Origin of the sequence: Micromonospora sp. B11E3 (genome assembly GCF_039871625.1) — a bacterium.
GTDB lineage: Bacteria > Actinomycetota > Actinomycetes > Mycobacteriales > Micromonosporaceae > Micromonospora.
This window is the reverse complement of sequence record NZ_JBDPMC010000095.1, coordinates 1-20,917: the sequence shown is the minus strand read 5'-3', so window position 1 is coordinate 20,917 and position 20,917 is coordinate 1. Positions and strand designations below refer to the sequence as shown.

Below are 20,917 nucleotides of genomic sequence, written 5' to 3'. Positions count from 1 at the left end.
GCAACGTCAGCCTGTGCCCGTGGAACATCGGCAGGATCACCGCGGCGGCCCTCGTACTCCTGCACATCGAGCACAACCGCACAACCTGATCACCCAACGCCACGACCCGTTACGCGGAAAGGCTCATTGGATGGCCGGGAGACAATAGCGGCATCTTGTATTCGTCGCACCGCGCAGTGATTGATGAAGCGTCATTGATAGTGGCCGTTATCTCGTGGAGGGTGGGCGAAGATGTTTCCCACTCCAACCATGGGAGGTTGAGGGATGAGAAGGAGACTGGCGGTCGTGTTCGCGAGCGCGGCCGCTGCCGCGCTCGTCGTGCAGGGGCCGGTGGCGGCGAGCGCGGCACCGCCGAGCGGAGGCAGCTCGGGTGTGGGCATCCAGGACACAACCTGCGCGAGCAACCACGTGTGTCTGTGGGAGGACTTCAACTACGGCGGGACGAAGTACGTGGACTACACGCAGGGCACGCGGCCGGGCGACTTCTTCGAGATCGACGGCTGGAACGGTGACAACGAGATCAGCTCGGTGAAGAACAACACGAGTCTGGTCCTCGTCTTGTGGGACAACGACGGCTACTCCGGAACGCGTGCCTGCATCAACCCGAACAGCAGCTCCAGCAACTTGGCGACCACCCACGGGTTCGACAACGAGGCGGAGAGCTTCCAGCTCCGCTCCACCTGCTGACCGCGTGGCAACGATTGTGGTGCGGGGGCCGAGCGGCCCCCGCACCACTCATTGACGGCGCAGGTGCTCGGGTGTGATGCGGTGTCTGCTGGCGGCGGGGACGACGGCGAGTGCGGCGAGTAGGACAGCGATGGTCGCCCAGACGGCGGGGGCGGCGTCGGCGCTTAGTTGTGCCGGGTCGAGGTTGAGCAGGTTTGCGGCGCTGAGCAGGACCAGTGCCGCGGCGGCGAGAGCGATGGCGACTCCCATAGCGAGTGGAATGGCGAGGAAGGCCAGTTCCGTTGCGGCGAGTTGCCGTCGGGGGGTGCCGAGGACGGCGAGGCTGCTGTTGGCGGGGCGCCGTTCGATGACGCGGTCGGTGGCGGCTGCGGCGAAGGCCGCGCCGGAGAGCAGGACGGCGATGGCCAGTCCCGCAGCGATGAGGGTGAGCATCGCGGCGGGGTCGAAGCCGCGTTGGACGGGTGTGTATCCCTGCACGGCGATGGCGGGCGCATGGACGGCGAGGAACTGGTACAGCCGATCGGTGTCAGCCTCGCTGGCGTGCAGGGAGACGATGATCGAGTCGGGTGCCGGCGGCTGGCCCTGCCAGGCGGGAGCGGTGCGGGTGACCACGATGGCGGCGTTGCGTGAGGACGGCAGTCGGGACTGCAGGGTCAGCTTCGTGGCGGCGACGGGCACGTTGATGGTCTTGTCACCTGTGGTGATCTCCACGGTGGTGGTGTCGGTGGCGTCGGTGCCGTCAATGGATGCGGGGTAGGCCTGGCCGTCGCGGCAGTCCTGGGCGCCGGTGAACATGTGACGGAGGTCGGCGCAGTCGGCGACGAGGACCGGCACGGGATGCGGCTGGCCGGTGACGACGCCGGGAAGCGTGCGGGTGGCGGCCACGCCGATGACGAACGGCTGGGCACGTAGGTCGGGCACGAGCGCGGCGTTGCCGGCCGGCAGGTCGTAGCTGAGCGTCGATACGCCGTTGTGCTCACCCGGGCGGGTCCACGCAGCATAGGTGCTGGCGGCGACGAGACCGATCGCGGAGACGAAGACGCACACCACGATGCCCGCGACCAGCCGGGGGGCGACGGACGGAGTGTGGTCGAGACGGCGTCCGGCCAGCCGTAGGGCCACCGGCACCCGCACGGCTGCGAACGCTCGACCCGCGCGTGAGGTGAGCACCGGCAGAGCGAGCGGCAGCCCCGCCGCGCAGGTGAGCACACCCGCGGCGAGCAGGGCGGCCCGTACGGTGAACCCGGCCGGCGCCAGCGCGGCGGCGGCGACGAGGACGGCGCCGACGGCCAGGATGAGCAGTCTTCTGGGTGACGGCGCGGCGGCGGGAGCGTCGCGGCGAGCGGCGAGAGGGCTCCGGATCGCCGGTGCGGAGGCCACGGCCGCCACCAGCACCGCGTAGCCGGTCAGCGCCACTCCGACGGCGACGATCATGGGCGCACTGACACGGGCGTCAGCGGGATACCAATGGAAACGGCCGAGATGCCAGCTGCCCGACAGGGGCCGCAACGCCACGAACAATACGGTGCCGAGCGTGGCGCCGACAGCGGTGACCAGGGCATTCTCCCCGGCGTTGACCAGCTGCGCCTGCCGGCGGGTGGCACCCAGGAGCCGGATCGCGGCCAGCCGCCGGTCCCGGCTGACCGCCGACAGCCGCGCGCAGGTGGCCAGGAACACCCCCAGCGGGGCGAGGAGGAACAGCGCGAAGGCGAAGGCCATCACCCGCTCGGTGGTGAACGCATCCGCCCACGCCGCACCGGCCGCAGTGCTGGCCGTCCGACCCGCCACGGCGGAGCCGAAGCCGACCACGGGCGGCACCTCAGCGGGCACTTGCCCGGTCGGCACACCGACGTAGGCCCGCAGCTCGTCCGGGGCCATCAGCCCCGCCGGTCCGATCGTGCCGACCACCCGCTGCGGGAACCGCCCCCGCACCCGTTCATCGACCTCGAGCAGCCGGGCCAGGGCAGGCGACACCACCACCTCTCCGGCCGCCGGCAGCACTGCCACACCGGGCGGCAGCACCTGCGCCCGGCCGTCGGCGGCTACCGCGACCCGAGTGAGCGGCCGGGCCCCGATCGCGTCGTCCACCGGCACCATCCGCACCCCGCCAGCAGCTGGCGTGTCCGCGAGCACCGGGGTGCGGGCCTGCTCGCGGGCAGCCTGCTCCGAGATCACCGCAGGAACGGACAACGCGCCGAGTAACACCACCGTCCCCACCGCCACACCGCACGCCATCAACGCCAGCCGCCCGGCGGCCCTATGACCCCCGGCCACCGCGAGACGCAGGCCCAGACGCAGCCACGGCGCGATCACCGCGGCTCACCCTCGACGCGCCCGTCACGCAGCAACAGCGTGCGGTCCGCGTACGCCGCGACCCGCGCCTCGTGGGTCACTACGACCACCGCCGCCCCGCGGCGCCGCGCAGCCGCGGTCAACGCGTCCAACACCAACTCACCCGACACGCTGTCCAACGCCCCGGTCGGTTCATCGGCGAACACCACCTCCGGCCGTTGCACCAGCGCACGGGCCACCGCCGCCCGCTGCGCCTGCCCACCAGAGACCTGGCCTGGACGGCGTGAGGCCACCGCCGCGATCTCGAACTCCTCCAGCAACTCCTGCGCCGCCGCTGCAGCGTCCTTCGCCCCGACCAGCCGCAACGGAAGCTCCACGTTGTCCCGCAACGACAACTCCGGCACCAGGTCCCCGAACTGGAACACGAATCCGAAATGCCGCAGCCGAATCCGGCTTCGCGCGGCATCGCCCAACGTGTCCAGCCGCTGCGCTCCGAACAGCACCTCGCCCTGATCCGGGACCAGTACCCCGGACAACACGTGCAGCAGAGTCGACTTGCCCGACCCAGAGCGGCCCATCACCGCGAGGATCTCCCCGCGCCCCACATCGATGTCCACGCCGTCCAGCGCGACCGTGGCGCCGAAACGCAACCGCAGGCCCCGCCCGGCCACTGCCGCGCCCCCCCGCGTCTCACCCACGTCTGGCCTGACAGTGGCCGCTCGGTCAGGAGATCTGGTCATCGCCGGCACCTTCCAGACGGGCGGCGAGCCGCGTCCCCCGCGCCTCGGCAGCGTCGATCCACCGCAAGTCAGCCTCCAAGTGAAACATCTCGAAATCGGCGTCCAGCTGGGTCAACACCTCCGGCGACTGCCGAAGCTCACGCAGCTGCCGCATCCGCGCCAGATGCTGATGCCGCTGCTGGTCCAGCACCTCCCGAGGGCGGCGGCGCGTCAACGTCGCCACCACCACCTTCGCGAACAGCTCCTGCCGCGACGCCCGCACATCCGGCACCAGGGGTTCCGCCAGCCACCGCTCCAACTCGGCCACACCCGGTCCGGTGACCCGATACACCCGCCGCTCCGGCCCGCCGCCGGCCTCGACGCCCGCCAGCTCCACCCAGTCGCTGCGTGCCAGGCGCCGCAACGACGAATAGACCTGAGCCGACGCGATCGCCCGCCCCCCACCGAACCAGTCGTCGTAGCGGCGGCGCAGCGTGTAGCCATGCATCGGAGCCGGCTCCAACAACCCCAACAACGCATGGCTAACAGACACTGACGCAGCGTACCGAACCCACTAGCAACCGCATAGCTACTGCAGGCCGGAATCTGATCGCGGAGTCCACCACACGCGCCGAGCCGAGCCGCCCGATATCTCCAGAATGGTTTCGCGTGATATCGACCAGGCGCCTTGCGGGACTAAACAAGCCGAAGAAAGCAGTCGTCCGACCTGGGACCAGGCGACCAGCAGGGCGCTGGCCGACGATGGGCCACCCGTGGCGTTCGCTCAGTCGGCGGGCACCATGGTGGTGGTCATCAGATGGCGCAGCAGCCGCTGGTCTGGGTGTCCAGGCTGATGAGGTTCAGCGGCGACTGCCGCAACCTACACTGCGTCGGCCAGCGCGGCATGCGCAATGCCGCCGGGACCGCCCGCCGGGCCGTGCCTGGCCCACCCGGCCGCCATCCCGGCCACGGCCCGGCGGGTGCATTCACGCGCCGCCGTGGCCGCACACCGGTCGTCGGCGTTTCGCGGCTGGTTCACCACCTCACCCTCGCGGCCACCGGCCTCCCCGCCCCGGGGGGCAGTCTCTCCGGCCCCCTCTGCCGGCTACGGGCCTGCATAGACCAAGGTGACGAGACGATCAACGGTCGGTGCCGATCCAGTGGCCCCGGTCGACGCGCCGCCTGTGCACGACTTTCTCGCCGCTTTGCCGCCGGCATAGCTCGACCGCCGATATATTGCGGCTATGGCTACACCCAAGCCGCTGCAGGAACCCACCTTCCTGATCCTCACCGCCCTCGCGCGGGAGCCCATGCACGGCTATGGCGTCATCAGCGACGTCGCTGCCCTCTCCGGCGGGCGGCTGGCGCTGCGGCCCGGCACTCTCTACGGCGCACTCGACCGGCTCACCGACGAGGGACTGGTCGAGCCAGACCACGAGGAGATCGTTCGAGGGACGACTACGCCGCTACTACCGACTCACCGACGCCGGCAGGTCGGTGCTCGCCGCCGAGACCGAACGGTTACGCCGAAACGTCGAGGCCGCCACCCAACGACTGAAGGCCCGCCCGACAGACGTCCGCCCCGCCGGCGGCAGCACGGCACACGGCTCCGCCGGCCGTCCGGGGCCGATGGTCCGGCCCGTTCTTCGGCCGACCGGAGGTCCGACATGAACCAGCCCAACCCGACCCCGGGACCGGCCGAGACCGGATCGCCGTTGGAACGCCGCTACCGGCGGCTCCTTCGCGTCTACCCGCGCCCCTACCAGGCCGAGCGGGGAGAGGAGATCGTCGAGACGTACCTCGACCTGGTCGACCCGCAACGGCGCTGGCCCTCCCCGCACGACGCCCTCGACCTGCTCGGCGCCGGACTCAGAGAACGACTGCGCGGATACGGCGCCCTCGGGCTGGCCGACGCCCTCCCGCTCGCCGCGACCGCCGCGCTGAACACCCTGATCGCCCTCGCGGTGTTCCTGCTTCTCCAGGTCGAAGTCGACGACCCCCGCATCACCGGGCTCGACCCGGTCGGGCCGTTCCAAACCCTCGGCACCGTCACCTGGCTGGGCTGGCTACTCGTCGGCGTCACCGCCACGGCGTTACCCGGGCGCTGGGCCCGCTATGCGGCGGCTGGTGGTCTCCTGCTGACCATCGCCTTGCCGCCCGCGGCTGCCCTCACCGGGCAACCCCGGCCGCCGCTGTTCGTGCTGCTCCCGACCGTCGCGCTCGGCCTGGCCACCCTCGCGCTACCCACCCACCCCAGCCGGGTCGGACGTAGTCTGCCGCCACTCGCAGCCGGCTTCGGAACAGCCGTGTCCCTGTCGTTCGCCGCACAGAACGGCGGAAAAGTGTTCACCTCGTACCGCTCCACCCCGGAGATCCTGGCCATGGTCGGTGGGCTGATGCTCGCAGTGGCCCTGATCGTCGGGCTCGGCCGCGCCCTGCGAGCCGACGACACCGGCCTCTGGGCGACCCTGCTGCTCGCCACCCCGGCCGGCCTGTTCGGAGCCAACCAACTCACCCAGGCGGTCTGGGGCAGCCGCGGCGGCGCACCCACCCCGACGGCCTTCATCGCGACGACCGCGGCGATCCTCCTCACCGGAGCGGTGCTCCTGGCAGCAGCCGTCGCCAGCCAAGCCGCACGACAGCGCACCGCACGTCAACGAGCACTTGCCAGCACCTGCCCAACCTGCGGACAGCGACCGGACACGACAGCACGGACATGACCAGCGCAATCCAGATGCCTCCGGTGCCCCCGGCCGCGCCGCCGCCCTCGACGCCGAGCGGTACTTCACCGCGCTGTCCTGAGCGTTCCTAATGTCCGGCGGGGAGCCGCCAGCCGAACGACTGGCGGTGGCCCGCTCATCGTGGAGCGGGTCACCGCCAGGGTGGGGATCAGTTGTAGCGGTAGCCGAGGCGGAGGATCGGGTCGTTCTGCCAGAACCATGACCCGATCTGCCGCTGCTTGACGCGGGTGAGTTCGTAGCCGAAGCCCTGCTCGGTCAGCTCGGGCACGACGGAGATCCGCACGTCCTCGTCTTCGAAGGGCAGCAGGACGTAGGCCGACACCCGGCCGCGCGTGAGGATGGTGAACAGCGGGCTGGGCGCGATGGTCTGGAACTGGAAGTTGCCCTGGCCGTCAGGCTGGATGCGCAGACGCTGCTGGGTCACGATCCGGCGGGACTCGCCCGGCTTGATGGTCGTGCGTCCGATGCGGGTGCGCTCCGCGGCAGCCAGCGCATGCTCCACCCAGCGGTTGACCTCGGCGCGCAGGGCGGGGTCCGCGCCGATCGTGGCGACCCGCTCCTCGGCGAGACGGGCGGCCTCCTTCTCGTCGACCTCGTCCACCTCCACCGGCTGGCTGCCGTTCAGGATGCGCGGTTCCACCGAGGCGTGGTTCGCGGCGCCCTTGCCGGAGTCGGTGAGCAGGACCATGAACGGGAAGGTGATCTTCTCGCCGGTGTTGTTCTGCACCAGCATCTCGGTCGACACCAGGGCGGTGTCGCTGTTGTGCGAGGTGCGGGACGTGGGCGAGATCGTGCAGGTGAGGTCGTACTCCTGAACGGGCAGACCTCCGAGCGGATACAGCATGTTGCGCCTCCAGCGCTAGTAGTGGCTCCGAACGCCGAAGGTTTGCAGAGCAAACGTAATGCGGTTGGAGCGGTTGCGTGGCTGACGCTAGATCACGACAAGTCGGCCTGTCAACTGGAGCGACCGACGAGGTTTGCGGGGTTTGTGGGGCAAACGGGGTTTGTGTGGTTGACATTGCGTCGGCTGTCGGCACATAATGCGGCCCATGGAGGAGGCCGAGATTAAGGACATCTACGACGAACTCGGTCAACGGGTCCGAAACGCTCGGACGCGGGCGGGTGTCACGCAGGGGCAGCTCGCACAGCGGATCGGCCTGACTCGGTCCTCGGTTGCGAACCTGGAGGCAGGACGGCAGAAAATCATGCTGCACGTCCTACTTGGAATCGCCGAGGCGCTTGACGTCGGTCCAGAAGACCTTCTCCCGAACAGGCGACAGGACAAGACCATCGATCTCGCGAGGTTGAACGCCGAAGCGCGCAACCTTCAGGCAGACGACAGGGACTTCGTGCTTTCGGCCGTACGGACCGGTGTAGGTAGGCGGTCGCAGTAATGAAGACCCGACGTGATGCGGAACAGGCCGCCGGGGAGTTGCTACGAAAGCATGCTCTCGGGATATTGCCAATCCCGGTCGAGGAAATCGCACACCTCGAAGGCGCGCAAGTCATTCGCCAACGCTTCGACGGGAACCAGTCCGGATTCATGTACCGCGACGGGACTGAGAAGATAATCGGCATCAACACCCTATCCGGGCGCCGCAGACAGCGATTCACGATCGCTCACGAGATCGGCCACATGCAACTACACCAGAGCGACCCATTGGTCGTGGACCGCGAGATCAACTGGCGCGACGGCCGATCAAGCATGGGCGTCGACCTCAAGGAGATCCAAGCGAACGCCTTCGCTGCCGCGTTGCTCATGCCCGAAGAGCAAATCCTTGAACAAATGCAAGAGGAATTGAGTGGCCCTGCAATCTCCAGTCGAGACCGACTCATCTCACGCTTGGCGACGACCTTCGACGTCAGTGCCGAGGCAATGAGTTATCGACTTATCAACCTAGGGTTTTACTCTTAGCGGCAACCCTCAATGCCTTATTCGCAGAAAGCTCGGATCGGTGTCCAAGCTAGCTGTTCCTTTCACGGGTCAGGTACTGCCCGACGATAGGTGAACACCTGTCGATGCGAGACCCGCCCTACGGATCAGAAGGTTAGGGGTTCGAGTCCCTTCGGGCGCGCTTATCTGACCAGGGAAGATAGCCGGTTGGCTATCTTCCCTGTCGTCGTGTGAGTCACGTGTGAGTCACACCTGTGACACACGTACTTGGGCTCGCGCGGCGCGCTGAGCTGCTGGCCTGTCTGGCGGCGCTGCGGGTTCGTCAGGTGGGTGCGCTCGAAGGGCTCGGACTCCTACCTTCCGGTCTGTCGGACTCAATCTGGTTGAGGAAGACTGTGACGTTTAGTGTAGTGAAGTCCGGTTCTCGTGTTCGGGCTGCTGATGTCTGTCCGGCCGTGCTGCGGGCTCTGCCTGCTGTTGGATTCGGCTTCTGGGGTGGGTGCTGATGCGCACCTCCGATGGGCTGGGCCGGGTGTACCGGCGGTGTGGCTGCCGTGACGAGGAGACGGGTAAGCAGTTCGGCGCTCGCTGCGAGCGGCTGGCGGACCTCAGTCACGGGCGCTGGTACTTCTCGCTGCAGGTCAACGGGGTGGACGGCGGTCGTGATCGGGTTCGCCGGGGCGGGTTCGCGACCCTGACTGAGGCGGAGCGGGCGTGTTGGGAGTTGGCCCGGTTGCCGGGGCCGGAGGCGGTGGCGCGGACGTGGACGGTGCGGCGCTGGCTGCGCTTCTGGCTGTCGGAGCTTGAGGGCCGGCTGAGGCCCACGACGGTGCTCAACTACCGCAGCATCGTGGAGAAGTACCTGATCCCGCACCTTGGCGTGTATCGGTTGAGCAAGCTGCGCGTGAAGACCGTTCAGCGGGCCATGGACGCGATCTGCCGCCAGGTCGTACGCGGTGGCCGGCTGATCTCGCCGGGCAGCGTGAGCCGGATCCGAGCGGTGCTGCGCAGCGCGTTGTCGGAGGCGAGACGGCAGGGCATCGTCGGCCACAACCCCGCCCGGAACCTGCGGCTACCGAACGGGGCGCGCCCGCACGCTGTGGTCTGGGATGACGAGCAGGAGGCGGTGTGGCGCGAGACCGGCGTGCGCCCACGGGTCGCGGTGTGGGACCTCGACAACCTGGCGCGGTTTCTTGTGGCGGTGCGCGACGATCCGCTGTTCGTGCTGTGGTGGCTGGTGGCGCTGCGCGGCCCGCGCCGGGGCGAGATGGCAGGCCTGCGCTGGGAGGACATCAACCTGGCCGCAGGGGAGCTGACGATCAGGGAACAGGTCATCGTCATCGGCGGGCGGGAGCACCTCGGCCCTGTATGGTGCCAAAACTAGATTCCGGCTGCTGACTAGCGGGTTCAAGGATTCGTTCAGGCGGCTCGATGGTACTCGTTGATGATTCCTCCCAGCCGCCGTCGGCGTCGAACGACGCCGTCGATCGGCACGGCGACGCCCGGGTCATGGTTGGGTGCCACCTGTCCGTGGCCTTGGTGCGGCCGGTGATCATTGAAGTGTCGGACGTATTCGGTCAGTACCGTCCTGGCGTGCCGTTCGCCGTAGATGAGGAGGTGGTCTGTGCACTCCTCGCGCATGCTGCGGCCCCAGCGCTCCACGAAACAGTTCGCCCTCGGTGTGCGCGGCGGCGTCTCGACCAGCACGTACAGCCGGCGCAGCCACACGGTATCGACGTGGAAGAAGTCGGTGGCCAGCAGGCCGGTGGCCTGGGCGCGCAGGAACGTTCGCCAAGGCGTGTCGGTCTGGTGGGGTGCGGGGCCGAGGCGGCCACGGGCCAGGATTCGGCGGATGGTGCCGAGGCCGACGCGGTGGCCCAGTCCGAGCATCTCGCCCTGAATTCTTTTGTGGCTTCAGCGGGGGTTGTCCCGGGCTATCCGGCGGATGAGCTCGCGGGTCTCGTCGCTGATGGGTGGTCGGCTGCCGCGGTGGGGGTAGGTCCAGCGGCGTTGGACCAGCCGGCGGTGCCAGGCCAGCAGGGTCGCCGGGGTCACGATCCGGTGGATGCGGACCGCGCGGGGCAGGCGGCGGGCCAGCGCGGACAGGATCGCCCGGTCTGGCCAGGACAGTCGTGGTCGGCCGTGGACCTGACGGCGCAGCACCGCGACCTCGTGGCGCAGGGCCAGCAGCTCCGCGAGCACCGCGCGGTCGCTGCGCGCCGCGAGGAGCAGAGCGTCGAACAGGCGGATCGCGACCAGATAGACCAGCTGGAAGACCATGACCACGAAGGTGCCTCATTCCCATGAAGCCCCAGCTCACTGCAGGTGCGACAGGTATTGGCACCGTACAGGCTTGCCCGCCAGGGGCCGGGCGGCGTGCAGAGCGATACGCAGCTGCGGCGCGTGGCGATCGAGGTAACGCAGGCGAGGCCGGTGCTGCCGTCGGCGGCCCATCGGGTGAGCCAGACACCGTGGGGGCCGATGAACCCGACGGGGCGGTGGCCAGCCGTCCCGGAACACCGTCGATCACGAACTGGCTGGTCAATCCGCCCGCCCGTCGCGGCATCGGAGTATGCGGCGGTGCCGTGTCCCTTATAAGGGCTCTTGTGATGTTCTCGTGGGTGGGTTGACGCCCTGATCAACAGGGCACGCCGTGTCCCGTCTAGGTTTCTGGCTTGTCGAAGGTCAGAAACTGAAGATTGGGAAACGGCGTGCGTTTGACCAGGGTATTGCATCGACAGGCAGGGCTGGAACGGGCCGTCGTCGAGGGCGTGCGCCTCGATGACGACACCGACGGTGAGGTCTTGGTGATCTCTGCCCGGCCGCGCAAGGGCGCGGCGCGCCGCTGCGGGCGCTGCCGGGTTCGCGCGCCGTGGTACGACCGCGGCTGGGGCAGGCGGCGGTGGCGGCACCTGGACTTCGGCACGCTGCGGGTGGTCATCGAGGCCGCCGTGCCTCGGGTCGACTGTGCCGAGCACGGGCCGACGGTGATCGCGGTGCCGTGGGCGCGTCACGGTGCCCGGTTCACCACGGCGTTCGAGGACACCGCGGCGTGGCTGGCCGCGCGCACGTCCGCGTCGGCGGTGACCGGGCTGCTGCGCATCGCCTGGCGCAGCGTGGTCGCCATCGTCGGCCGGGTCGTCGACGCTGCCGCCGCCGGCACCCGATCGACTGGCCGGACTCAAACGGATCGGTATCGACGAGGTCGCCTACCGCAAGGGCCAGCGCTACCTGACCCTGGTCGTCGATCACGACACCGGCCGTCTGGTGTGGGCCGCCGACGGGCGGGACAAGGCCACCGTCGCCGCGTTCTTCGACGAACTGGGCGCGCAGCGGGCCGCGGCGCTGACCCACGTGTCGGCCGACGCCGCCGCCTGGATCGGTGACGTGGTGGCCGAGCGGGCGCCGCAGGCGGTCCGCTGCCTTGACCCCTATCACCTGGTCGCCTGGGTCACCGACGCCCTCGACGAGGTACGCCGGGCGGTGTGGAACACCGCCCGTGGCGGCAAAGGCGGCCGCACCGAGGCGTCCAAGACCCTCAAAGACGCCCGGTGGGCGCTGTGGAAGAACCCGCCGAACCTGACCGACAAGCAGAAGGCGACCCTGGCCACGATCCAGGCCACCAACCGGCCGCTGTACCGGGCGTACCTGCTCAAGGAACAGTTCCGGGAGATCATCGCGGTCAAGGGCGCCGACGGCAGGCTCCTGCTGCAGGCGTGGCTACGCTGGGCGAGCCGGTCGAAACTGGCCCCGTTCGTCAAGCTGGCCAAGACGATCCGCCGTCACCTGCCCGCGATCCACAACATGCTCGACAGCGGACTGTCCAACGCCCGCATCGAGGCCAACAACGTCCACCTGCGCGTGCTGACCCGCCAGGCCTACGGCTACCACAGCGCCAAAGCGCTGATCACCATGGCCAACCTCCGCCGCGGCGGCCTCTGCCCACCACTACCCGGACGATCATGAACCCGACCCACGAGAACGGCAGTAGACCCCTTATAAGGCTGTCCTTTCCCATGGCGACGAACGCCTCACGGCGAGGATGGGCGGGTCTGAGATGCCAGTGCTGCGGTGCAACGACGCCCGTGCTGGGGCCTGCTGGCGATGGTTTGCGCGGATTGCTTGATGCTAGGCGCCGATCTGTCGCTCATATACAGCGCGGTGTTTCCCTGGCCCCTTGTAGTTGTAGATCACGGACACGCCCTGATCCGTGGTGTCTCCGGGAACGTTGCCAAAGCCCATGGCGAGCCAGGCTTTGTGCGCGGCGTGGTTGTCGGGTTCCGATGTGAGGAATAGGCGCTGGCATCCCCAGAGGGAGCCTTGGCGGTGAACTTCTTCTACGAGCGCCCGCGTGATTCCTATGCGGCGGTGGTTGGGGTGCGTCATCACGTCCTGCAGGTAGATCTCTGATGGGTCGACCTGGCTTCGGAAGGCGATCACGCTGCCGACGACCTGTCCGTCGGTGATGGCGAGTGGGCAGGTGTTGGCGAACAGCGTGGCGTACAGCCAGTAGTCCGATGAGCCACGCAGCCTGATGTACGGCTCTCCCAGTGCCAGCAGTTTCTCGAGGTCGGGGACCCGGTCGACGGTGAGCGGGGTGATGATCATGAGAGGCTTCCTTCGGTGAGCGCGATCGATGCGGCGAGGTCCCGCGCGGCGACGGCGGGTTCCAGGGAGTCGGTGACTCCGCGACCGACGACGAGGATGTCCCATGAGCGTCGTCTGCTGGCTTCGACGTCGGTTGGTTCGAAGCCGCCGGAGACCGCGACCGGAAGTTTGGTCCACGACCTGATGAGTTGTGCCTGGTCGAGAGGGTGGAAGCCGGCTACGCCCAGGTCGATGTTCGTGGTGGCAGTCCTTCGACGAACTGCCCGGCGGTCCGTCGCGGCTCCGCCCGCACGAACCGGTCAGCGACACGCGCCACCGCCTCGTCGAGGATGACCCGCCACCGGTCAAGGTCTAGGCTGTGGCCCACGGCCATCGCGCGATCTTCGGTTGTCCTCACAAACCATCGATGATCAACGCGGTGGCCGTCCTCATGCCCGCGCCACGCCCAACGCCGAAGCCAAGTGACGTTGGAGTACTAAACGCAACGGTGTTGTGTCTCAGCAACATCCATGATCACGCCAAGGCCGCCTGCTGTCCACAGTGAACGGATTGGCTCGGAGCCAAACCCGCAGCTCATCGGGCCGACAGGTTAAACGACAAGCTCAGGGTGTCCACAACTCAGGGGGAAGCCCACAAGCCCTACGCACCGACTCCACACCCCAGCTTGACAGAGGAGCTATGTGCAGTCCCTTCCGATGTTCCTCAACCCCCTGTTCGCGCTGGGCGCCAACATCGACATCAATCGGTACCCTTGAGCACGCGTCTGCGTGATGGGGAGAGGGAGGACTGTGGCCGCCGCTGGATGGTTGCCGGGGATCTTGGCTGCCCGGGCCGAGGAGGAGCCGGATCGGGTTGCCTACCGGTTTTTGGTTGGCGGTACGAGTGGTAGTGCCGTGAGCTGGAGCTATGCTGAGCTGTACGAGCGGGCTTCGGCGGTTGCCCGGTTTGTGGAGCCCGGGACGCGAGTTGTTCTGGCGTTGCCGCCGGGGCTTGGCTACGTGGCTGCGCTCTTCGGGGTGCTGCAGGCCGGGGCTACGGCCGTACCCGCCTATCCGCCGACGTCGCGGCGGACGGCCCGGCGCGTTTCCGCGATCGTCGACGACTGTGCCCCGTGTGTGGTGATCGCGGAGTCGTGCGAGGCGGTGGCGGATCTCGGCGTACCGGTCATCGTTGCGCCGGTCGGAAGGTCGGAGCCTGCCCGCCGCGTCCCGGATGAGCCGCCGTCCGCACCGGCCGTTCTGCAGTACACCTCAGGGTCGACGGATGATCCGAAGGCCATCGCGCTCACCCACGCCAATCTGGTGAGCAACTGTCGCTCGATCTCGGAGCGGATCGGTGAGGACCCGGAGCGGGTAGGGGTTTCCTGGCTGCCTCCTTATCACGACATGGGGATGGTCGGGACCCTCATGCTGGCGCTGTACGGAGGCTGGCCGTTGGTGATGATGTCGCCCGGGCACTTCGTGCAGCGACCGTCCCGGTGGCTACGGGCGGTCTCGGACTATCGGGCCACGATCTCGGTCGCGCCCAACTTCGCCCTCGAGATGTGCGACGCAGAAGACGCGGTCGACCTGTCGAGCCTGCGGCACCTCTTCTGTGGTTCGGAGCCCATCTCACCCGCCGTGCTGCGCCGCTTCCAGGAACGCTTCGAGCCGTACGGCTTCAACCCCGCCGCGTTGATCCCTTGTTACGGGCTGGCCGAGGCGACCCTGATGGTGACCGCCCGGGCCGAAGGCGACCCGCTCCGGTTCGAGCGCCTCGACGGGACTGAGATGGTCAGCTGCGGCCGCCCGGCGAGCGACGTTCAGTTACGCATTGTCGAGCCCGAGTCCGGACGCGATCTTCCTGAGGGCGAGGTCGGGGAGATCCGGGTGTCCGGGCCCGGAGTCGCGGCCGGCTACCACCAAAGGCCGGAGCTGACGGCCCGGACGTTCGAGGCGGGGATTCTGCGCACAGGGGATCTGGGCTATCTGCGCGGAGGCGAGCTGTTCGTCACCGGCCGGCTCAACGATCTCGTCATCATCGCGGGACGAAACCTCTACCCGCACGACATCGAGCGGTCCGTCCTCGCGACCGACGCGCGGATCCGCCGGGCGGTCGCCTTCTCAGTGCCCGGCCCGACCGAGGAGAGGTTGGTGGTCATGGCCGAGGTCAGACGCGCCGACGAACTCGCACAGCTCGAGGGCCGCATCGTCGCGGCGGTCACGGCGGACCACGGCGTAAGGCCCTCGGACGTACGGCTCGTACGGCCCGGCACCATCGCGATGACCACCAGTGGCAAGCCACGCCGCCGGCATACCCGCGAGGAGTACCTGTCGGCGGGCACCCGATGATGCGGCGGTGGGCGTACCTCAACGTCCTGCTCTCGACCGCGGGCTTCGCAGGCGCGATCGTGCTCGAGGTCCTCAGCGGCTTCCACTGGTGGCATCTCGCGGTCTTTACCGGCATGTACCTCGTGACCTCGATCGGCGTCGAGGGCGGCCTGCACCGCTTCTTCACGCATCGGTCCTTCAGGGCTGGGCCGGTCCTGACCGCCGCGCTGGGAATCGCCGGGAGCATGGCGGCGCAGGGGACGATTCTGTTCTGGGTCTCGGTGCACCGCAAGCATCACGCCTTCGCCGACCGTGACGGCGACCCGCATTCGCCGAGGCCGCGGGGTCCGGGTCTGGCCGGTGCGCTGGCCGGCTTCTGGCACGGCCACATGGGCTGGCTGTTCACGGTGGACCAGACCGGCTGGGACCGCCGGGTCACCGACCTGCTGCACGACCGGCGGGTGATGACGATCGACCGCTATTCCGCCTGGTGGGTCGGTGCCGGGCTCGTCCTGCCAGCTCTAGGTGCCTTCGCGGTCACCGGCCGCCCAGTCGACGCCCTCGCGGGGCTGCTGTGGGGCGGGTTCGCCCGCATGTTCGTGCTCGACCACGTCACCTGGACCGTGAACTCGCTCGGGCACCTGATCGGCAACCGGCCGCATCCGACGCGAGACGGCAGCGGCAACATCGCCGGGCTCGCGCCGATCACCGTCGGCGGCTCCTGGCACAACAACCACCACGCGCAGCCGTCGATCGCCCACAACCGCCAGAGCTTTTGGCAGCTGGACCTGACCGGAAGCGTGATCCGGGTGTTCGAGAAGCTCGGCCTCGCACACGACGTGCGATACCGCGCGGGAAAAGCGAGGGAGGAGGAGCATGAGCTTGGCTGAGGCGGGCATCGTCCGGCTCGACCCGCAGAGCCTGCGGATCAAACGGTTCTCCGCGCTTACCACCATGACACTGCCGCTGATCGGTACGGCCGTAGCGGTCTGGCTGCTCGTGACCGGCCACGTCACCGCCCTCGACCTGATCCTGTTCGGCGTCATGTACCTCGTACATCTCGGCGGCGTCACGATCGGCCTGCACCGGCTCATCGCCCACCGTGCGTTCAAGACGCGGCCGTGGGTGCGCGACGTCCTCATGGTGGCCGGTTCGATGGCCGCCCAGGGTCCACTGCTCTTCTGGGTCGCCACGCATCGACGGCACCACAGGTTCGCCGACCAGGAGGGCGACCCGCACTCGCCCAACCTCCACGGCACGGGCTTGAAGGCAAGGGCACAAGGCCTCTGGTACGCACACATGCCGTGGATGCTCAGCGAAGAGAACTCGAAGTGGTCCGTCTTCGCGCCCGACGTCCTGCACGACCGGCAGCTCGTGGCCCATCACCGGATGTATCCCGCCTGGGTGCTGCTCGGCCTCGCCCTGCCCACCGCGGTCGGGCTCGTGGTCGGCGGGAGCCTCGAGGCCGCGGGGACCGCGCTGGTGTTCGGCGGCCTGGCGCGTATCTTCGTCGCGAACCAGGCGGCCTGGTGCGTCGGCTCGATCTGCCACGCATTCGGCAGCCGGCCCTTCGCCACCCGCGACCAGAGCACGAACAACTGGTGGGTCGCCGTGGTGACCATGGGCGAAGGGCTGCAGAACAACCACCACGCGTTCCCCGGCTCGTACCGGCACGCCGTGCGGTGGTGGGAGCCCGACGTCAGCGGCTGGCTCATCGCCGGGCTCGGCCGGCTGCGCCTCGCCTGGGACCTGCACGAGCCGAGCGCGACGGCGGTCGCGCGCCGACGGATAGGAGATTGACGATGGCCTTCTTCAAAAAGGTGGAGAACCCGCAGGGCCCGTTGACCGCGGACACGCTGCGGACCTGGCTAACGAACTACGTCGCCGAGCGGGTCGGCGTGCCGGCCGCGGAGATCGACACCGCCAAGAACTTCGAAGACTACGGTCTCGACTCGCGCGCGGGAATCACGCTGACCGGGCAGCTCGAACGTCTCGTGGAGCAGCGCCTCTCGCCCGCTCTGCTGTTCGACTACGGATCGATCGACGCCGTGGTGGAGCACCTCGAGTCGCAAGGGATGCTGGCCCATGCCGGCAGTTAGCGTGCCCACCTCGCCCGGGGCGGACTTCCGCCACTTCATGGAGAAGTCCCGCCTGCTCGAGGGCGAGAATCTGACGACCGCGATACCCAGGGCGCTTTTCACCCCCCGTACCAGTCGGGGCCTGCTTGGATTTGGCGTCAGCCTTTCCCTGTACGCCGTTTCGATTGCCGGGATCGTGCTCGCTTCGCACTGGTACCTCTACCCGCCGCTCTGGGTCCTGGCCGGACTGGGCGGCTGGGGTCTGCATTGCATCGCGCACGACTGCGGACACGGGTCCTTCTCCCGTTCGCGGCGGCTCAACACCTATGTCGGGCACATGGCGCTGCTGCCGCTGCTGTACCCGTACCAATCGTGGCGGCACGTGCACAACATGCATCACGCCCACACGAACAACCTCGAGCTCGACACCGACTGGCGGCCGGTACCGACGCAGGTGTACGCCCGGATGCAATGGTGGGAGCGGGCCGTGTACTCGGCGACGCGTACGTGGGCGTTCTGGGGTGGCAGCATCCGTTACTGGCTGGTGTCGGGGTTCCGTCCCGGCTTCTTCCCGAAGGCGTCGACGGCCCGTGAGGTACGCCGCTCCATCGCCTTCACCGCCCCGGCCGGCCTGCTCCTGGTCGCGGGCCTGTTCGTGCTGGCGGGGTGGCAGGGGTTCGTCGTCTGCTTCCTCGTGCCGTGGCTCGCGATCCACCTGTGGTTCAGCGCCACCACGCTGATGCACCACAGCGCCAGCGACCTGCCGTTCCTCACCTCCGAGCACTGGACCCGAAACGCCGGTCGGCTGCTACTCACCACCGACTTCATCTATCCGCGGTTCCTCAACTTCCTGACCCACAACATCGCGGTACACACCGCACATCACGTGGCTCCGGCGGTGCCGTTCTATAACCTGCCCCAGGCCCAGGCCGCTCTGCGGGACGCCTATCCCGGCATGGTGCGCGAGGAGAGGCTGCGCCCGCTCAGCCTGTGGCGGATCCTGCGGAACCTGCACCTGTACGACGCTCGGAACGGTTTCTACGAGACGTTCTCCGGAGCGCCGGTGCCACCCGAGGGAAGCGGTTCGTGACGCTGGTCGGAATGGGACCGAGTGAGGCGCTGGCGCGGCTGTTCACCGCCGAGGGCAAGCGGGACCCGTACCCGTTGTATGACGCGTTGTGGCCGCTCGGGCCTGCCTTCCGGCTCGGGCCGGAGCTGGTCATGGTCCTCGGGTACGACGAGTGCTCGGCCGCGCTGCGCCACCGCGACCTGCTGGTCACCGACGCGGACGCGCACCTGCGTACCGGTCTGCTCGCGCACTCCACCTGGCAGTGCTTCACCAAGATCATGATGTTCAGCAACGAGCCCGACCACGGACGGCTGCGCCAGTTCGCCGGGGACGCCTACTCGCCGCGGCAGGTCGCGCGCCTTCGCCCGGCCGCCGTCGACCAGGCCAGGACGCTGATCGCCGACCTGTCAGGACGCGTCGACCTGGTAGCGGCGTACACGTATCCGTTCACGATGGCGGTGACCGGCGACCTGCTCGGCATACCCTCGAGCGACCGGGACGCCCTGCGCGTACCCGTACTCGCCTGCACAACGGCGTTCGAGCCCATCCTCACCCAGGACGAGCTGGCCGCCGCCGACGCGGGCATGGACGTGCTCACGGACTATTTCCGCGAGCTGATCCGGCACCGGCGGCGGCACCCCTCGGACGACCTCACCGGCACCATGGTCCGGGACGGCGAGGCCACCGGCGCGATCTCCGAGGAGGAGCTCGTCGCCAGCCTGGTTCTGTTCCTCATCGCCGGCACGCAGACACCGAGCGACGTCATCGGCAACGCCGTCCAGCTCGTCGTCTCCCGGCGCCTGCCCGCCCATGACCTGGTCGCGGACCCGGGAACGCTGTCGGACTTCATCACCGAGGCCGTGCGCATCGACCCCGCCATCCACATGCTGACCCGCGTCGCCGCCCGCGACCTCGAGCTCGGCGGCGTCCACATCGCAGCCGGCTCACGGGTTCTGCTCACCCTGGCGGCGGCGAACCGGGATCCTCGACGGTTCGGGTGGCAGGACGAGTTCGACGTCGGCCGGGAGGGCAACGCGCCGCTGGCCTTCGGGCTCGGCACCCATTACTGCCTGGGCGCGAGCTTCGCCAAGCTGCTGGTCGACGTCGCGCTCGCCGAGCTGCTCCGGCGCTTTCCCGCGATGTCCCTAGCGTCCGAGCCGTCATATCGGGAGCAGCTCGTGCAACGCGGCCTGGCCGACCTGGTCGTCAACCTCGAGGGTTAGTCCCTATCGCCTCTGGCGAGGTGGCCCGTTCCGGGCTGAAAATCGGTGTTGGTCGGCCGCTGACGTCGTTGCAACGTGGCCGATCTGGCTTGGGGGTGCGAAGCCGCGTAGGCCATGATGTCCGGCGCTTAAACTGGCAGGGTGGGGTAATCCAACTGTCTTGTAATCACGGCCCAGCACGGTCCGATAGTCACGGTGCGTTGCGGGTTGGGCTGTAGTGGTTCCAGGTGCCGCCGGCGGCGGCGTGGTGCCGCTGGGTGGTGTGGTGGTGGAAGCCGAGGGCTTGGGCGAGGACTGGTGCCGGGGCCTGGAGCACGAGCTGGCGCAGCGCGGCGAGGCGGCCGGGGACGGTCGGGACGCCGAGGTCCCGGATGAGCGGGGCGATCGTGTCGAAGGGTGAGGGGTTGGCCGGCGCGGCGGCCGGGGAACAGCCAGCGGGCGTCGTGGTTGGTGGCGGTGCGCATGTTGGTGCGCTGGTCGCGCAGGGCCAGCAGCAGTGCGGCGACGGGTTCGGGGACCGGTGTTGGCGGGTCGTTCCCCGGCCCGCACCGGCTCCGTGAGGTTCATCAGCATGAGGTGGTCGCCGCCGGGCTGCAGGGTGGTGCTGGCGTGGGCCTTGACCACGATGCCGCCCTGCTTGGGCTGCATGACCATCTTCCCGTTCTTCATGGTCATCTCGTGCAGCTCCATCGGAGAGACGTCGGTGGTGGCGGCGGTGACCGTCACATCGGTGTCGCCGTCGTTCACGAGGATGCCGAACGCCGCGGTCATGCCCTTGTCGGCGGCCTTCACCCACGGGTCCCGGATGCCGAGCACCCCAGCCGTGGCGCTCGCGGACACCGACGCCGACGGGCTCGGCTGCGCTGCCGGCCGGTCCGACGAGCCGCAGCCGGCGACGCCGACCGCGAGGGATGCCGCGGCCGCGGCGAAATAGAAAGTTCCGGGACAACCATGATTGATGTCACCAGCCCCAGGTGGGGCGGTGGGCTCAGGCCACCCGGCGGTCGCGGGTTTGCGCCGTACCCGGGTGCGGCGGGAGCAGCCGGAGCTGGGCCGGTGCCGGTTCCGTCGGGCCTGTAGGGAGATCTGTGTAACGGATGTCAATGAAAGTCCGTTATGGCCAGTAGAAGCTGGTCGGCACAGATAGGAACAGGTTAATGGCTATCTCGGTGGTGGGGCAGTACGACACACCCGTCGGGGTTGATGGTGAGGTCGAGGCGCTGGCTGAGCGGGTCGCGGCGGATGGGCTGCGGCTGCCCCTGGCCGGGCCGGTGGTGGATGAGACGGCGGCGCGTGA

The 20,917-nt window shown here is 68.7% G+C and carries 20 protein-coding genes and 4 pseudogenes; 15 read left to right on the top strand and 9 right to left on the bottom strand.

Annotated elements, in window-relative coordinates; genetic code table 11:
• Positions 1-89: pseudogene (locus ABGB16_RS29655) on the top strand (IS5/IS1182 family transposase); the annotation flags it as partial.
• A gap of 175 nt (positions 90-264) precedes the next feature.
• Positions 265-687, top strand: a complete 423-nt coding sequence (locus tag ABGB16_RS29650; protein WP_347671382.1) for a peptidase inhibitor family I36 protein — start codon at positions 265-267, stop codon at positions 685-687.
• A 48-nt stretch (positions 688-735) separates the two neighbouring features.
• Here the strand turns inward: ABGB16_RS29650 and ABGB16_RS29645 are convergent, their stop codons facing one another.
• From ABGB16_RS29645 to ABGB16_RS29630, 4 genes are all read right to left on the bottom strand, one after another.
• Positions 736-3,000: an FtsX-like permease family protein gene (locus tag ABGB16_RS29645; protein ID WP_347671381.1), complete on the bottom strand. Its 2,265-nt coding sequence runs from the start codon at positions 2,998-3,000 to the stop codon at positions 736-738.
• Positions 2,997-3,677 carry an ATP-binding cassette domain-containing protein gene (locus ABGB16_RS29640; protein ID WP_347671380.1) on the bottom strand — a complete coding sequence of 227 codons (681 nt, stop codon included), beginning with the start codon at positions 3,675-3,677 and terminating at the stop codon, positions 2,997-2,999. Before ABGB16_RS29640 ends, ABGB16_RS29645 begins: the two co-directional genes overlap by 4 nt.
• 25 nt (positions 3,678-3,702) lie before the next feature.
• Positions 3,703-4,251 carry a PadR family transcriptional regulator gene (locus tag ABGB16_RS29635; protein ID WP_347671379.1) on the bottom strand — a complete coding sequence of 183 codons (549 nt, stop codon included), beginning with the start codon at positions 4,249-4,251 and terminating at the stop codon, positions 3,703-3,705.
• Between the two features lie 586 nt (positions 4,252-4,837).
• Positions 4,838-5,134: a hypothetical protein gene (locus ABGB16_RS29630; RefSeq protein WP_347671384.1), complete on the bottom strand. Its 297-nt coding sequence runs from the start codon at positions 5,132-5,134 to the stop codon at positions 4,838-4,840.
• Between ABGB16_RS29630 and ABGB16_RS29625 the strand changes: the two are divergent.
• Positions 5,027-5,369: pseudogene (locus ABGB16_RS29625) on the top strand (PadR family transcriptional regulator). The gene ABGB16_RS29630 and the pseudogene ABGB16_RS29625 overlap by 108 nt on opposite strands.
• On the top strand, positions 5,366-6,418 hold the full coding sequence (locus tag ABGB16_RS29620) for a GlsB/YeaQ/YmgE family stress response membrane protein (protein WP_347671378.1): 1,053 nt from the start codon (positions 5,366-5,368) through the stop codon (positions 6,416-6,418). The pseudogene ABGB16_RS29625 and the gene ABGB16_RS29620 overlap by 4 nt, the downstream one beginning before the upstream one ends.
• Positions 6,419-6,587: 169 nt before the next feature.
• Here ABGB16_RS29620 and ABGB16_RS29615 read toward each other — a convergent pair whose 3' ends face one another.
• Positions 6,588-7,283: a hypothetical protein gene (locus ABGB16_RS29615; RefSeq protein WP_347671377.1), complete on the bottom strand. Its 696-nt coding sequence runs from the start codon at positions 7,281-7,283 to the stop codon at positions 6,588-6,590.
• 205 nt (positions 7,284-7,488) lie between these two features.
• Here ABGB16_RS29615 and ABGB16_RS29610 point away from each other — a divergent pair, with 205 nt between their 5' ends.
• The 3 genes from ABGB16_RS29610 (at position 7,489) to ABGB16_RS29600 (ending at position 9,717) form a co-directional block, all read left to right on the top strand.
• The gene (locus ABGB16_RS29610; protein ID WP_347671376.1) at positions 7,489-7,833 is read left to right on the top strand and encodes a helix-turn-helix transcriptional regulator; all 345 of its coding nucleotides are present in this window, start codon (positions 7,489-7,491) and stop codon (positions 7,831-7,833) included.
• Entirely contained in the window at positions 7,833-8,354 is a 522-nt protein-coding gene (locus ABGB16_RS29605) for an ImmA/IrrE family metallo-endopeptidase (RefSeq protein WP_347671375.1), read from the top strand. The genes ABGB16_RS29610 and ABGB16_RS29605 overlap by 1 nt, the downstream gene beginning before the upstream one ends.
• 484 nt (positions 8,355-8,838) lie before the next feature.
• Positions 8,839-9,717: a site-specific integrase gene (locus ABGB16_RS29600; RefSeq protein WP_347671374.1), complete on the top strand. Its 879-nt coding sequence runs from the start codon at positions 8,839-8,841 to the stop codon at positions 9,715-9,717.
• Positions 9,718-9,752: 35 nt separating this feature from the next.
• On the opposite strand, the gene ABGB16_RS29595 is transcribed toward ABGB16_RS29600, so the two are convergent.
• Entirely contained in the window at positions 9,753-10,223 is a 471-nt protein-coding gene (locus tag ABGB16_RS29595; RefSeq protein WP_347671373.1) for an integrase core domain-containing protein, read from the bottom strand.
• Between the two features lie 24 nt (positions 10,224-10,247).
• Positions 10,248-10,613 (bottom strand): hypothetical protein, encoded by a 366-nt coding sequence (locus tag ABGB16_RS29590; RefSeq protein WP_347671372.1) that lies wholly within the window; start codon positions 10,611-10,613, stop codon positions 10,248-10,250.
• A gap of 431 nt (positions 10,614-11,044) precedes the next feature.
• On the opposite strand from ABGB16_RS29590, the pseudogene ABGB16_RS29585 reads away from it, so the two are divergent.
• Positions 11,045-12,299, top strand: a pseudogene (locus tag ABGB16_RS29585) (ISL3 family transposase).
• A gap of 162 nt (positions 12,300-12,461) precedes the next feature.
• On the opposite strand, the gene ABGB16_RS29580 reads toward ABGB16_RS29585, so the two are convergent.
• Positions 12,462-12,941: a GNAT family N-acetyltransferase gene (locus tag ABGB16_RS29580; protein ID WP_347671371.1), complete on the bottom strand. Its 480-nt coding sequence runs from the start codon at positions 12,939-12,941 to the stop codon at positions 12,462-12,464.
• Positions 12,942-13,729: 788 nt separating this feature from the next.
• Here ABGB16_RS29580 and ABGB16_RS29575 point away from each other — a divergent pair.
• From ABGB16_RS29575 to ABGB16_RS29545, 7 genes are all read left to right on the top strand, one after another.
• Positions 13,730-15,271, top strand: a complete 1,542-nt coding sequence (locus tag ABGB16_RS29575) for a fatty acyl-AMP ligase (protein WP_347671370.1) — start codon at positions 13,730-13,732, stop codon at positions 15,269-15,271.
• Between the two features lie 59 nt (positions 15,272-15,330).
• Positions 15,331-16,140: an acyl-CoA desaturase gene (locus ABGB16_RS29570; RefSeq protein ID WP_347671369.1), complete on the top strand. Its 810-nt coding sequence runs from the start codon at positions 15,331-15,333 to the stop codon at positions 16,138-16,140.
• A complete protein-coding gene (locus ABGB16_RS29565; protein WP_347671368.1) occupies positions 16,127-17,050 on the top strand; it encodes an acyl-CoA desaturase in 924 nt (307 codons plus the stop codon). The genes ABGB16_RS29570 and ABGB16_RS29565 overlap by 14 nt, the downstream gene beginning before the upstream one ends.
• Before the next feature lie 2 nt (positions 17,051-17,052).
• Entirely contained in the window at positions 17,053-17,349 is a 297-nt protein-coding gene (locus ABGB16_RS29560) for an acyl carrier protein (RefSeq protein WP_347671367.1), read from the top strand.
• On the top strand, positions 17,336-18,418 hold the full coding sequence (locus ABGB16_RS29555; RefSeq protein ID WP_347671366.1) for a fatty acid desaturase: 1,083 nt from the start codon (positions 17,336-17,338) through the stop codon (positions 18,416-18,418). Before ABGB16_RS29560 ends, ABGB16_RS29555 begins: the two co-directional genes overlap by 14 nt.
• An 11-nt stretch (positions 18,419-18,429) precedes the next feature.
• The gene (locus ABGB16_RS29550; protein ID WP_347671365.1) at positions 18,430-19,620 is read left to right on the top strand and encodes a cytochrome P450; all 1,191 of its coding nucleotides are present in this window, start codon (positions 18,430-18,432) and stop codon (positions 19,618-19,620) included.
• Between the two features lie 217 nt (positions 19,621-19,837).
• Positions 19,838-20,020: a hypothetical protein gene (locus ABGB16_RS29545; RefSeq protein ID WP_347671383.1), complete on the top strand. Its 183-nt coding sequence runs from the start codon at positions 19,838-19,840 to the stop codon at positions 20,018-20,020.
• A gap of 134 nt (positions 20,021-20,154) precedes the next feature.
• Here ABGB16_RS29545 and ABGB16_RS29540 read toward each other — a convergent pair.
• A pseudogene (locus ABGB16_RS29540) lies at positions 20,155-20,580 on the bottom strand (copper chaperone PCu(A)C); the annotation flags it as partial.
• Positions 20,581-20,917: the final 337 nt, after the last annotated feature.